Source organism: Cedecea sp. B1(4), from assembly GCF_059414925.1.
Genome location: NZ_JCAHMZ010000004.1, coordinates 113,341 through 126,259 on the forward strand (window position 1 = coordinate 113,341; position 12,919 = coordinate 126,259).

Here is a 12,919-nt window from a genome sequence, read left to right on the forward strand (position 1 = left end):
AGCCTCCCTATGAGCCTGTCGATGTCTTCTCTCGCCGCCATTGCAATCGAACTGCAGAGCGGCATCAGCCATTCCGATCGCTTTACCCGCGTTATCCGAACCCTGAGAAAGCTGCTCGGCGGTGATGCCACGGCGCTGCTGCGCTACGAGTCGAGGCATTTTTACCCGCTGGCGATAGACGGCCTTGCCATCGATGTGCTGGGGCGGCGCTTTGCCGTGGACGCTCATCCGCGACTGGAGGCCATTGCCCGCGCGGGTGACGTGGTGCGTTTCCCGGCAGACAGCGAGCTGCCCGATCCGTATGACGGCCTGATTCCAGACCATGAAGAACTCAAGGTTCACGCCTGTCTGGGGCTGCCGCTGTTTGCCGACCAGACGCTCATCGGGGCGCTGACCGTGGACGGCATGGATCCTTATCAGTTCGACAGCTTCAGCGATGAGGAACTCAGGCTGATTGGCGTGCTGGCGTCCGGGGCGCTGAACAATGCTTTGCTGCTGGAACAGCTTGAAAAACAAACGCCGGAAGGCACGGTGCAGCCCGCTATTGCGCGGGAGGCCGCTGGGGAGATGATTGGCCGCTCGCCGGGCATCATCCAACTGAAAAAAGAGATTGATATCGTTGCCAGTTCCGATCTGAACGTGCTGATCACCGGCGAGACTGGCGTGGGGAAAGAGCTGGTGGCGCGGGCGATTCACGCCGGATCGGTCAGGGTGGCCAGTCCGCTGGTTTACCTTAACTGCGCCGCGCTACCGGAAAGCGTGGCGGAAAGTGAGCTGTTCGGCCATGTGAAGGGCGCTTTTACCGGGGCGATTCATCACCGTACCGGCAAGTTTGAAATGGCGGATAACGGCACACTGTTTCTCGATGAAATCGGTGAATTACCGCTGGCGCTGCAGGCCAAGCTGCTGCGCGTGTTGCAGTACGGTGATATTCAGCGGGTAGGGGACGATCGCAGCCAGCGCGTGGATGTTCGGGTATTGGCCGCGACTAACCGCGATCTGCGCCAGCAGGTACTGGCCGGCGAGTTTCGCGCCGACCTGTTTCACCGCCTGAGCGTTTTTCCGCTGCACATTCCACCGTTGCGCGAGCGGGGAGAGGACATTGCGCTGCTGGCCGGTTTTTTCTGCGAGCAAAGCCGCGTGAAGATGGGGCTGAAGCAGGTTGGGCTGAGTGAATCGGCTCGGATGCTTCTGGCGCAGTATGGCTGGCCGGGAAATATCCGCGAGCTGGAACACGCCATTTATCGCGCGATTGTGCTGGCCCGCGCCGGTTACCCGCAGGGCGAGCTTGTGCTTCAGCCTCAACATTTCCAGCTTGCTGGCCAGTTGGATGTGGTAGCCCACGAGCCAGAAATTCCACCTGTAGAAACCCCTTTTGCCAGCCTGCGAGAAGCGACCGATGCGTTTCAGCGCGGCCAGGTTATGGAAGCGCTTGCCCGTAACGGCAATAACTGGGCGGCCAGCGCCCGGCAGCTCGGCGTCGATGTGGCCAACCTCCACCGGCTGGCGAAGCGGCTGGGAGTGAAATCACCCCAAGGGAGTACCTCTTAACTTCAACCGCAGATAAATTCATCATACAAACTCGTTGTTTAGCGGCGAAGCGGCGCGGATAATCGCTGTGTATTTTTATATATAACGAGGATGCTATGGCTTTGACTTCAGCACGCAGCGCGGGCGCCCTGGCGCTTTGCTCACTTATTTTCAGCGCCTCGGCGCTGGCTTCTGCCGATATTCGCGTCACCTATGCAGGTTCGATGGGTAAGGTCATGGACCAGTCCCTCGGCCCGGCCTTCGCGAAAGAAAACCACGGTGATTACCAGGGGCAGGGGCAAGGCGCTTACGGAATGGCGCGGCTGCTCGCCAGCAAGAAAATTACCGCCGATGTGTTTGTCTCCATCACCCCTGGCCCTATGCAAATTCTGAAAGATGCCGGGCTGATTGACGATGCCGTGCCGGTGGCCAGCACCAGCATGGTTATCGCCTATAGCCCGAAAGGAAAATACGCGCCGCAGTTTGCCGCCGCGAGCGGGAAAGACGCCAGCTGGCTGAAAGTGCTGGCGACGCCGGGGCTGAAGTTTGGCCGTACCGATCCGTATAACGATCCTAAAGGGCAGAATATTGTCTTTACGCTGCTGCTGGCGGAAAAATATTACCAGCAGCCGGGCGTGGCGAAGCAGGTGATGGGGGAAGTACAAAACCCTGCCCAGGTCAGTCTGGAGGGGGGCCTGCTGACGCGGCTGGAGAGCGGGCAGGTTGACGCCGCCGCCGGGTACGAAAGCGAAGTGATTTCCGCCAAACTGCCGTACATCGCGCTGCCGGATGAGATCAACCTCAGCAACCCTGATGAAGCCAAACAGTGGTACGACACCGTGAGCTTCACCATCAAGGACAGCGCCGGGAAAGATCAGGTGCTGCATACCCAGCCGCTGGTCTATTACGCTGCCGTGCTGAAAAACGCCCCGAACGGCGTGACGCAGGGGCAGAAGTTTATCGACTTTATGCGCAGCGCCGAAGGCCAGAAGCTATTTAAAGCGAATGGCTATGCGGCACCTAAAGGCCAGGCGATTTACGCGCAATGATGCGTAGCCCGGCAATGTGGCTGTCGCTCCCGGCACTGCTTCTGCTGGCGATTCCGTTTGCGACTTTGCTGGGCGTCACGCCGTGGCACGGGTTTCATTTGGCCTGGGGAGACGGTGGCGCGATTGCCGTTTCCCTTGGGCTGGGCGGCCTGGCGCTGATGATTGTTGTCGCGCTGGGGCTGCCGGTGGCATGGTGGCTGGCCTGGGCCAAGGGCCGGCGTCGACTGCTGGTTGAGGTACTGGTGTTGCTTCCCCTGCTTACGCCGCCGCTGGCGATGGGGATTTTGCTGATTTCCGCCTGGGGGCCGTATAGCGTGGCGGGGGAGTGGCTGTCCCGCTTCGGGCTGACGCTGGTGAATAACCCCGGGGCTTTCGTGATGGCTCAGGTTTACGGCGCGCTGCCTTACTTTATTACCGCCGCCCGTTCCGCGTTTGCCGCGGTGCCGAAAGAGATCCTTGAAGCCGGGCGCACGCTCGGGGCCTCGCCCTGGCAGCGCTTCCTGCGCCTTGCTTTGCCGATATCCGCGCCGGGACTTGCGTCGGCGCTTGCGGTGGCCTGGGTTCGGGCCATTGGTGAATTTGGCATCGTGATGATTTTTGCCTATTTCCCTCAGGGGATCCCCGTCAAGCTGTATACCAATCTGCAAAACGACGGCGTGGATGCGGTTTATACTTTGGTATGGCTGCTGCTGCTGTTCACTTTGCCTCTGCCGATTATCTGCTTTGCTTTTGCCCGACGAAAAGCGGCACATTAGGGCTGTCAGGTTGCTGTCGGGTTGATGTCGTGTCGCTGTCGTGTTGAAGTGGCGAGGGCTGAGCCATAGTCAGGGCGGGTTAAATCATTTGAGGATCTCCAGCCATGAGTAACAACATTAAAGCGTTGCGTTTGTCCCGCGCCTGGTCCCAGGAGCAGCTGGCCGAACTCTCTTCCCTGAGCGTCAGAACTATTCAGCGTATTGAAAATGGCGGGCAGGCAAGCCTGGAAACCATGAGCGCGATTGCGGCGGCATTCGATCTCAAGGTGACGGATTTGTACGACGACAATGAGCCGGACGGTGAACCTGAGGATGCGCTCAATACGCGCATTCTTGAAGCTAAGCGCCGCGTGGCTCGCGAGTATCGCTTCTACCGTTCCGTGCTGGTGTGGGCGATTGTGTGCGCCGGACTGGCCGTTATTAACTGGCTGACTTCGCCGGGCCACTATTGGTTCCAGTGGGCAACGCTGATTTGGGGCGCGCTGCTGGTGATGGGCGGCCTGCGCCTGTTCCTGCTGAAGGGCTGGCTGGAGAAACGCCAGCAGCAGCGCCTCCAGCAGCTGTTGCGGAAGTGATCAGCTCAGAGTGCGGTTGCGGGCAATCCAGTCGATGAAAGCCTGTTTCGGCAGGGCTTTGCTGTAAAGCCAGCCCTGCCCCCAGGTGACGCCGTGTTCCCGCAGCCACGCCGCCTGCGCCGCCGTTTCAATCCCTTCGGCGAGCGTCGCCAGATGAAGCGTTTTTGCCATTTCAATGATGTATGGCGTGACGTTTTTGTACTCCAGCGCGTCAACGAACGATTTGTCTATTTTCAGGATATCGACGTCGAGATCCTGCAGGTAGCTTAGGCTGGAATAGCCGGTGCCAAAGTCATCCAGATAGATAGGATGACCCGCTTCGCGGTATTTCGCCACAATCGGGGCGCTCACCTTAGGGTTGGCAAAGCCTCGCTCGGTAATCTCCAGCGCTATTTGTTCCGCTTTGACCTGATGCTTCAGCAGCAGCGGCCTGATGGCCAGCAGCACCCTGTCGTTAAGCACGTCGCTCGGGGAGAGATTGATTGAAATATGGTGCTGAGGGTGGGCGTGCAGCCAGTCACCGAGATCGGCGAAAGTCTTTTTAATCACCAGCTCGGTGATCTGCGAAATAAGCCCGGTTTGCTCGGCAATGGGAATGAAGATGTCCGGACTGATGAAACTTCCGTCCGGTAAGCGCCAGCGAAGCAGCGCTTCTGCACCTACGCCTTCACCGGTTTTTAAATCAACGATGGGCTGATATTCGAGGCTAAATTCCCGGCCTCTGATGGCGTCCTGAATACGCGCCTGTGGGGATTCAAGGCGGCGCAGCAGGCGAGTGATGAACCAGCCTGCGCTAAGGCTAACGAGAATACCTATTGGCAGCCAGATGACCAGTTGCTTATACCAGGCCGTTTGCAGCGGGGCACTGGATGCCCAGGTTATCAGGGCCAGCCCGGACGCCGGAGAGCGGAGAATGACATAGTCGTTTTTCCCGTCGGAGTAAGTTGTCACGCCCTTTGCTACCTGACTTGCCCAGCTGTTGTTGGGCAACCCGGCGTTACTGGCAATCAGTCGATTACGCGCCAGGCCAACCAGGGCAACGTTGACCGGCGTATTGCCAAGAGGAATGACGTCAATGAAGGCCTGCGGATCGATAACCACCACATGATCCTGGTTACCGATGTATATCATTGGGCGCTGGAAACCCAGATCGGTGACGTCGGTGTACCAGGCGAAGAAGCCCCGTGTGCTTTGCGTATCGGGTGGGCCAAGCTTAATGCCATGGTGTGCTGCTTCAAGGGAAGAGCATACGGCCTGGTCGCCGACGAGATAGACGACTTCCTGGATGTAGAGATAATCAAAAGCGACACGGCGCATGGCATTCAGGTGGCTGGCAGAGCAGTGCTGGCCGCGAAAAGCGTTGATTTGCCTGAGCGCCGCGGTGGCCTGGTTAATTACTCTGTCGCTGCGCAGCAGCGCGCGGTCGGCGTAATTTTCCAGCTCGCTGTGGAAGGTTTTTTCAGCCTCGTTATGCGCCAGATAGATGCTAAGCAAGACCGGTAGCAGCACGGCCAGGATCAGCACGCCATTGACGAGACTGACCCTTTTTTGGCTTGTCATAAATGGGTTCCGGCGTAAGGGAGTCAACATTTGGGGTAATTTACCTGCCAGCATAGTTCACCGGGCACAGGAATGTTATGTTTCAGCGCAAAGGTTAGGAGCCCGCGATGAAAAAAAAAGACTTTGTGACCCAGGATTTACTGAGCAAAATTTATCAGCACAGCGAGCCCGGCCCGCGCAAATTGCCGCCTGAGCGGCAGCTGGCCGAAGAATATGGGGTTTCACGCTTTACCATTCGACAGGCGCTGGAAAAACTGGTCAGCATTGGCGTGGTCTCCATTATTCAGGGTTCCGGGATCTGGATTAACGAGCAGGCCCGCAACAGCCCGCTGGTGTATAACTCGATTACCGAAAAGTCTTTCGATCGCATTACGTTTCGGCTGGTTAGCCTGCATAAAAAGCTGCCCGACCGCGACGAGCAGCAGGTTTTTGGCCTCGGCCCCGAGGCGTTTATCTGGCAGTTTTGCCGCCTGCGGCTGGTGGATAAGCAAAAAGTGCAGATTGAAACGTCGCGCATGCCGGCTAAAGATTTCCCGGATCTCAATCAGAAGGTGATTGAAAGCTCTTTGCAGCAGTATGTTCTGAGCAAGGGGTTTCGTATTTCGCATTTGCTGACCCGCTATCAGGCCGTGGTGGTCAATAAAGAGCAGGCCCAACTGCTCGAATGCAAGAAGGGCCAGCCCGCGATGCAAATCAGCAACCGTGGCATTCTGGAAGGGGGACGGGTGTTTGAGATCAGCGATATCGTCGATATCAACTATTCCTGCACCTATGTCATCCCCTTCAACCACGCTAATCTCGCCCGGCGTAAAACGTCTTAAGGCGTGTGGATCGCGCCGTTGGGCAGGCGGCTTTGCGTCCATTCGTGCGGGCGATATTCCACCGGGAAGCGTTCCGCCTGCTGCTGGTCAAACCCCACGCCAATGCCCGGTTTTTCCAGCGGATACATATAGCCTTTTTCCGCAGCCGGGGAGCCGGGGAAGACGGCGGCGGTGTTCTCTTTGACGGGAATAAACTCCTGAATCGCCGCGTTATGCAGGTGAATGTTCAGGTGCGTATTCACCGCAACCGCAATCGGCGTCATGTCCGGTGGCCCGTGCCAGGCGAGGCGCACGCCAAAGGCCTGGCAGAGCACCGCCAGTTTTAGCGCCGGGGTGATCCCGCCGATCTGCGAAACGTGGCAGCGAATAAAATCGATGCGGCGGTTCACGATCAGGTCATGCCATTCCGCCGGGTTGTTGAACAGTTCGCCCATCGCCAGCGGCACGGAGGAGTGCTGGCGCACCTGTTCCAGCCACGCGCTTTGCTGCGGCGGCAGAATATCTTCGATAAACCACGGCTGGTAAGGCTCCAGCGCTTTCGCCAGTTGAATGGCCTGCTGGGGGAATAACCGCTCGTGAACGTCATGCAGGATATGGAAGCGGTGGCCGTATTTCTCACGCAATGCGCGGAACATTTCCACCGTGTTAGCCATGTATTCGTCCTGGTCGTAATACGCGCCGGGCGTGGGATCTTTGGTCTGGTGCATACTCTGAGGTGTGCCGCCATAGAACCCCAGCTGGCAGCGAATGTAGCGGTATCCTTGCGCCAGCAGCTTATCCACTTCCTGATAGAGCCCTGCAAGCGTTTCACTGGCGGCGTGGCTGTAAACGGCGATGGCATCCTTCGATTTGCCGCCTAAAAGCTGGTAAAGCGGCATATTCGCCAGCTGGCCTTTGATGTCCCACAGCGCCATATCCACGCCGGCGATGGCGTTGTTCATGACCGGTCCGTTTCGCCAGTAGGCGTTGACGGTCATCATCTGCCACAGGTCTTCAATGTGGTTGGCGTCGCGGCCAATTAACAGCGGCTTGAGGTATTCATCGACCAGGGTTTTTACCGCCAGCGGCCGCTGCTGGAAGGTGGCGCAGCCGAGGCCGGTGACGCCTTTGTGAGTGGTGACGCGGACCGTGACCAGGTTGTGCCGGTCCGGTTTAGTAATAAAACATTCAATATTTTCGATAATTGTGGGTAGCACGAGAAAGCTCCACCGTCAGGCTGAGATAAACACAGTGAATTAAGTTCTGCTATTACTATCACCCTATTTTTCTCCTCGGGTAAACGCTTTTTTGACTCTTTTTTATTGGTCAGTTATTTCACTTTTAAAGGCCATAAAACCGTACCAATTACTGTTGTTGTTCTTTTGTTTTGGCTATTTGTGACGGTTGTCATGTTTCATTGGTTTGTTTTTGATTTTTCGATTCTCTACCATCGGCGCAGCAACACATAACAATAAACCAACACCGGGGAGTTATTCATGGGGAGTCGTGACGTCATTGCTTCTATTATTCGTCTGGTCGGCGGGACGGATAATATTAATAAAGTCTGGCACTGCATGACGCGTCTGCGTTTCGATTTAATTGATGATAATAAAGTGAACCAGGCAGAGATCAAAAAGCTGCCCGGCGTGCTGGGCGCGCAGACACAAAGCGATCAGTTTCAGATAATCATCGGCCCGCAGGTGAACAGCTGGTATGAGCAACTGACTGCGCTGCTTGGCGGCGCAAAAGAGGCACCTGCCGCTTCTACTGGCAAGAAAGAGCGTAAGAGCCTGGTGTCGCTGTTTATGGACACGGTTTCCGGCGTTTTTGGCCCGATTGTCCCGGCAATAGCCGGGGCGGGGATGATCAAAGGCCTGCTGGCCGGGCTGGTGGCGCTCAAGCTGATTTCGGCCAAAAGCGATACGGTGATCGTTATCGATCTCATCGCCAGCGGCGTGTTTTATTTCCTGCCGTTTTTCCTCGCGATCTCCGCGGCAAGAATGTTTAAAACTAACGAATACCTCGCGGCGGCGGTGGCGGCCTGCTTCATGTATCCGTCGCTGATTGAGGCGGCGAAAGCGCTGGCCGGGCATCAGGCGGGCGCGGTGGATGCTTTCTATTTTCTGAATGCGATCCCGGTTTCGGTGTTTAACTACGCCTCCAGCGTGATCCCGGTTATTTTCTCGGTGCTGGCGCTGAGCTACATCCACCGCTGGGTGGACAGCATTATGCCTGACGTGCTGAAAACGGTGTTCACCCCGACACTGACGTTATTCATCTCCGCGCTGGTAGCGCTGGTGGTGATCGGCCCGCTGGGGATTTATCTGGGGAAAGGGCTGGCCTGGTTTATTGAAGGGCTGTTCGGGATTTCCGCGAGCTTCGCTGGGCTGGTGGTGGGCGCAATTCGCCCGATAGCGATTCTGACCGGAATGCACCACGCCATGACGCCGATTGCGCTGCAGAACTTTACCGATCGCGGCTATGACATGCTGATGCCGATGATGTTTATGGCCAACATGGCTATCGCCGGGGCGACGTTTGCCATCTGGCGGCAAAGCAAGTCGAAGGCGGATCGTTCGGTGGTGCTCTCTGCCGGGATCTCCGCGCTGCTGGGGATTACCGAACCGGCGCTGTTTGGCGTGTTAACCCGCTACAAGAAAGCGTTTATTGCCGCCACGGTTGCCAGTTCGATTGCGTCGGCCTTCATCGCGTTCTTCGGCGTGCGGCTGTACGGCTATATTCTGTCGAGCATTTTTAGTCTGCCCGCTTATATTGGGCCGTACTTTATCTTTGCCCTGCTGGGCGTGGCGCTGGCGCTGGGACTTTCTTTTGCGCTGACCACCGTGCTGGTGCGTGAGAAAGAGACAAACGCATTCTCGTCGAGAAAAAGCGTGTAAAAACCGCTACTATCGGTTTTTCTCTCGTGCTGAATGATTGGATATGGCTTCTCTGAAAGATGTTGCAACCCTGGCGGGCGTGTCGCTGATGACCGTTTCCAGGGTCATTAATCAGGCTGAACACGTTAGCCCGGCGACCCGGGAGCGGGTACAGCGGGCCATTGATGAGCTGAATTATGTGCCGGACTATTCCGCCAGGAAGATTCGAAGCAAAGGCGTTAAAGCATCGACAATCGGTATTCTGGCGCTGGACACCGCCACCACGCCCTATTCTGTAGAAATACTGTTGGCCATTGAGCAGACTGCACGTGAGCGAGGCTGGAACAGTTTTCTCATTAATATCCTTTCTGCTGGCGACGCCGAGCGGGCAGTGAATCAACTCCTGGCCCAGCGGCCGGACGGCATCATTTTTACCTCGATGGGGCTGCGGCACGTTGAGCTCCCTGCGGTACTAAAAAACCACCGGGTGGTGCTGGCCAACTGTATTAGTGATGATGCTGATTTACCGAGTTACATTCCGGATGATTTTAACGGGCAGTACCAGGCCACTCGCCATCTGATTGAGCGGGGATACCGCCGTCCGCTTTGCCTGTGGCTGCCCGAAGAAGCGCTTGCCAGCCGTTCTCGTCAGGATGGATTCGAGCAGGCCTGGCGCGAAGCCGGGCTCGACGTTGAGACTGTGATGCAGTATCACATGCAGTGGGGCGACAGCCATTATCCTGAATTGGCTGGGCTTGTTCTGGCACATTGCCTGCAGGGAAAAGCGGATTTCGATGTGCTGGTGTGCGGTAATGACCGCATCGCTTTTGTGGCCTGGCAGACGCTGTTGGCGCAGGGGGTGGCAATTCCTGAGCAGGTGGCTGTGCTTGGATTCGATAATCAGATAGGGATCGGTGATTTGTTCCTTCCGCCGCTGACGACGGTTCAGTTGCCGCATGACGCGATTGGTCGCCAGGCGGCATTGCATTTAATTGACGGGTTGACCCGCAGCGGCATCCAGCGGCTGCCTTGCCCGCTGGTCAAGCGCGTTTCGCTATAGCGCGTTCAATTGCCACAGCGTGCCGCCCCGGCATAAGGCTTTCCCGTGGCTGGCAAACAGTTCCAGTTGACGTTCCCCAGGCTGCGGGTAGAGGCGGCTGCTGAGACAATATTCGCCATGGTTAACAAAGACTTCGATGGAAGAGCGATCGATAAAAATCCGCAGATGCAGGTCGCCGTTTTCCGATAACGGCACGCTGCGATTGCCGTCCAACTGCGCGTCCTGATAGCCGCGTGACAGCACCAGACGCTGCGTCAACGCATCGACAAACAGCTCACAACCCTGTCCAAGGCGAATACCGTAGCGTTCAGCCGTGCTTTGCCCGGCTTCCCAGGCTATCTCTAACTCCACGGCTTCTGCATTCGGGTGCAGCATCAGCTCTTGCGTTTCCAGCACGCAGGGCAGCACTAATTGCTCCCCGGTGCGGAGCGTTGCCAGTTCGTGAACCGGATTTTGGTAGAGTTTGCCGTTTGGCATCATGCACAGCTCGCGCGGCACGGTAAGGCAACCCGCCCAGCCTTCGCGTTTAGAAGGCATGGGAGATTCCCACATGTCCATCCATCCCAGCACGATGCGGCGGCCATCTTCGGCGACAAAGGACTGCGGGGCGTAAAAATCGTGGCCGTGATCCATCTCTTCAAACGGCTGATAAACGGTGAAGCCTTTCCCCGGTTGCCATCGCCCACGCAAATAGCCGCTCTGGAACAGGTTCTGATAAGCCAGGCCTTTAGCCTTGATGCCCTGCGGGGAAAACATCAGGATCTGGCTGTTTCCGAGCGGGAAGAAATCCGGGCATTCCCACATATAACCCATATCCGCGTTGGCTTCTGCGAGAATGCGATCTAACTGCCAGTCACGAAGTGAATTGCCTCGATAAAGTAATACTTTGCCTCGATCGTGCTCGTCCCGGGCACCAATGACCATCCACCAGGTGCCCTCCTGTTGCCATACCTTCGGATCGCGGAAATGCATGATGCCGGGCGGTGGGGTGAGAATGACGCCTTGTTTCTTAAAGTGAACCCCGTCTTCGCTGGTGGCGAGACATTGCACCTGGCGTATAGCGCTGTCATTGCCCGCACCTTCCAGCCAGATATGCCCGGTGTAAATCAGCGAGAGCACGCCGTTATCGTCCACCGCGCTGCCGGAGAAGCAGCCATCGCGATCCCATTCGTCCCCCGGCGCCAGCGCAATGGGCTGATGTTCCCAGCGAACCATATCCCGGCTGGTGGCATGCCCCCAATGCATTGGCCCCCAGTTTTGATCGAACGGATGGTGTTGATAGAAGGCGTGGTAAAGCCCATTGTGATAAATCAGGCCGTTAGGATCGTTCATCCAGCCCGCGGGTGGGGCCAGATGATAGAGCGGATAAAAGGCGTTGCCGCGCGCTGTTTGCAGAGTTTCTAAGGCGGATTGCGCCTTGTTCAGTGGGGTATTCATAGCATTACCTGGTGGTCAGATTTAAAGAAGGATGTTCGTTCCCGGGGGTTGAGTCTTTGAGCAGAAAAGCGGATATCAGCGTGAGTGCCAGAACCAGTCCGGCCAGAATCATGTAGGTGTCTGCGAAGCCTAGCTGGTCGTAGCCGCGCCCTACCAGTGGAGAAAGTACGGTGGCACAGATTGACGTTATAAACTGGAAGCCCACCAGATACAGCGTGGCGGAGAGTCGCTGATCGAACTGCGTGGTGATGTACTTAAACATTGAAATAAGCAGGATAGGAAGCTCAACGGCGTGCAATAGCTTCATGCAGGAGATGGTCAGCGGATCGCTTGCCATACCGGAGCCAAAAATACGCATGGCCATGATCAGGCCGCTGAGCAGCAACCCGCGTTTGGCCCCTATGCGGTTGACCAGCATTGGGGCGAGAAACATTCCGCCCGCTTCCAGAAAAACCTGGAAAGAGTTGAGAAAACCAAACATTTCGTTGCCGCGCTGTACGTCGTTAAACAGCGAGGCGAAATAAACAGGGAACTGCTGATCGTATACGTTGTAGACGCTGACGCCGCAAACGAAAAGGACCAGCGCCCAGAAGCGAGAGAGCTTCAGCAGCCCGAAGGCATCGGTCAGCGTAAGGGCGCTGGCTTTGCCGTATTCTAGTTCGCTGAGGGCGTTGGGTTGCATATCGCGCATGCGCCACAGCAACAGCAGAAACAGGCAGGCAGAGGCGCTACCCATCCAAAAATTCAGCTGTGGATCGAGATTAAAGAGCAGCCCGGCAAAAAATGTAGCGCCAGCCCAGCCTAAAGAGCCCCACATGCGTGACTTGCCGTATTCAAAGCCGACGATGCGGCTGACGCGTTCGGTATAGGACTCCAGCGCACCAATCCCGGCGAAGAAGGTTGCCCCGACATAAAGCCCTACGCTGATAGCACCTGCGACAATATTTATCTGGAGCAAGGGCGTGCAGACGAAGATAAACCAGGGCCCGCTTATCAGAAGCAGGACGCCTATCACCCACAGCAGCGATTTACGAAGCCCCAGTTTGTCCTGAACAAAGCCGTACAGCGGCTGAGCACACAGGGCGGTAAAGGCGATGATTGAGAAGATCAGCCCGGTTTCTGCTCCTTTCAGGCCGATTTTCTGGTTCAGCCAGAGGGCGATCAGTGAAAACGCCGATGACCAGGTCCAGAAAAAGGTAAACAGCAGCCCGCTCAGGATCAGATAGTGGTGTTTATTGCGTTTGGTCAGTGCCATGTGTGCAGTCTCTGAATGCTTG

General features: G+C 56.8%; 11 protein-coding genes. 7 read left to right on the top strand and 4 right to left on the bottom strand.

The window, feature by feature from the left end; genetic code table 11:
- Nucleotides 1-9: 9 nt before the first annotated feature.
- The 4 genes from norR to ACR6JA_RS10170 all read left to right on the top strand — a co-directional run bounded on the left by norR (nt 10) and on the right by ACR6JA_RS10170 (nt 3,909).
- The gene (gene norR, locus ACR6JA_RS10155) at nt 10-1,551 is read left to right on the top strand and encodes a nitric oxide reductase transcriptional regulator NorR (protein WP_494492677.1); all 1,542 of its coding nucleotides are present in this window, start codon (nt 10-12) and stop codon (nt 1,549-1,551) included.
- 95 nt (nt 1,552-1,646) lie between these two features.
- Entirely contained in the window at nt 1,647-2,579 is a 933-nt protein-coding gene (locus ACR6JA_RS10160) for an extracellular solute-binding protein (protein ID WP_494492678.1), read from the top strand.
- The gene (locus tag ACR6JA_RS10165) at nt 2,576-3,334 is read left to right on the top strand and encodes a molybdate ABC transporter permease subunit (protein WP_494492679.1); all 759 of its coding nucleotides are present in this window, start codon (nt 2,576-2,578) and stop codon (nt 3,332-3,334) included. The genes ACR6JA_RS10160 and ACR6JA_RS10165 overlap by 4 nt, the downstream gene beginning before the upstream one ends.
- A 104-nt stretch (nt 3,335-3,438) precedes the next feature.
- Nucleotides 3,439-3,909 (top strand): 2TM domain-containing protein, encoded by a 471-nt coding sequence (locus ACR6JA_RS10170; protein WP_213715597.1) that lies wholly within the window; start codon nt 3,439-3,441, stop codon nt 3,907-3,909.
- Here ACR6JA_RS10170 and ACR6JA_RS10175 read toward each other — a convergent pair whose 3' ends face one another.
- Nucleotides 3,910-5,469, bottom strand: coding sequence for an EAL domain-containing protein (locus ACR6JA_RS10175; RefSeq protein ID WP_494492680.1), 1,560 nt, complete (start codon nt 5,467-5,469; stop codon nt 3,910-3,912).
- A gap of 107 nt (nt 5,470-5,576) precedes the next feature.
- Between ACR6JA_RS10175 and ACR6JA_RS10180 the strand changes: the two genes are divergently transcribed.
- On the top strand, nt 5,577-6,290 hold the full coding sequence (locus tag ACR6JA_RS10180) for a GntR family transcriptional regulator (protein ID WP_494492681.1): 714 nt from the start codon (nt 5,577-5,579) through the stop codon (nt 6,288-6,290).
- Here ACR6JA_RS10180 and ACR6JA_RS10185 read toward each other — a convergent pair.
- Nucleotides 6,287-7,486 carry an enolase C-terminal domain-like protein gene (locus ACR6JA_RS10185; RefSeq protein ID WP_494492682.1) on the bottom strand — a complete coding sequence of 400 codons (1,200 nt, stop codon included), beginning with the start codon at nt 7,484-7,486 and terminating at the stop codon, nt 6,287-6,289. The genes ACR6JA_RS10180 and ACR6JA_RS10185 overlap by 4 nt on opposite strands.
- 279 nt (nt 7,487-7,765) lie before the next feature.
- Here ACR6JA_RS10185 and ACR6JA_RS10190 point away from each other — a divergent pair, with 279 nt between their 5' ends.
- Together ACR6JA_RS10190 and ACR6JA_RS10195 are read left to right on the top strand one after the other, a co-directional pair.
- Nucleotides 7,766-9,166, top strand: a complete 1,401-nt coding sequence (locus ACR6JA_RS10190; RefSeq protein ID WP_213715601.1) for a PTS transporter subunit EIIC — start codon at nt 7,766-7,768, stop codon at nt 9,164-9,166.
- Between the two features lie 43 nt (nt 9,167-9,209).
- Nucleotides 9,210-10,205, top strand: coding sequence for a LacI family DNA-binding transcriptional regulator (locus tag ACR6JA_RS10195; protein ID WP_494492683.1), 996 nt, complete (start codon nt 9,210-9,212; stop codon nt 10,203-10,205).
- Here the strand turns inward: ACR6JA_RS10195 and ACR6JA_RS10200 are convergent.
- Both ACR6JA_RS10200 and ACR6JA_RS10205 read right to left on the bottom strand, forming a co-directional pair.
- Entirely contained in the window at nt 10,200-11,642 is a 1,443-nt protein-coding gene (locus ACR6JA_RS10200; RefSeq protein ID WP_494492684.1) for a glycoside hydrolase family 32 protein, read from the bottom strand. The genes ACR6JA_RS10195 and ACR6JA_RS10200 overlap by 6 nt on opposite strands.
- A 4-nt stretch (nt 11,643-11,646) precedes the next feature.
- Complete coding sequence (locus ACR6JA_RS10205; protein ID WP_166990588.1) at nt 11,647-12,897, bottom strand: oligosaccharide MFS transporter; 1,251 nt, start codon at nt 12,895-12,897, stop codon at nt 11,647-11,649.
- Between the last annotated feature and the right edge of the window lie 22 nt (nt 12,898-12,919).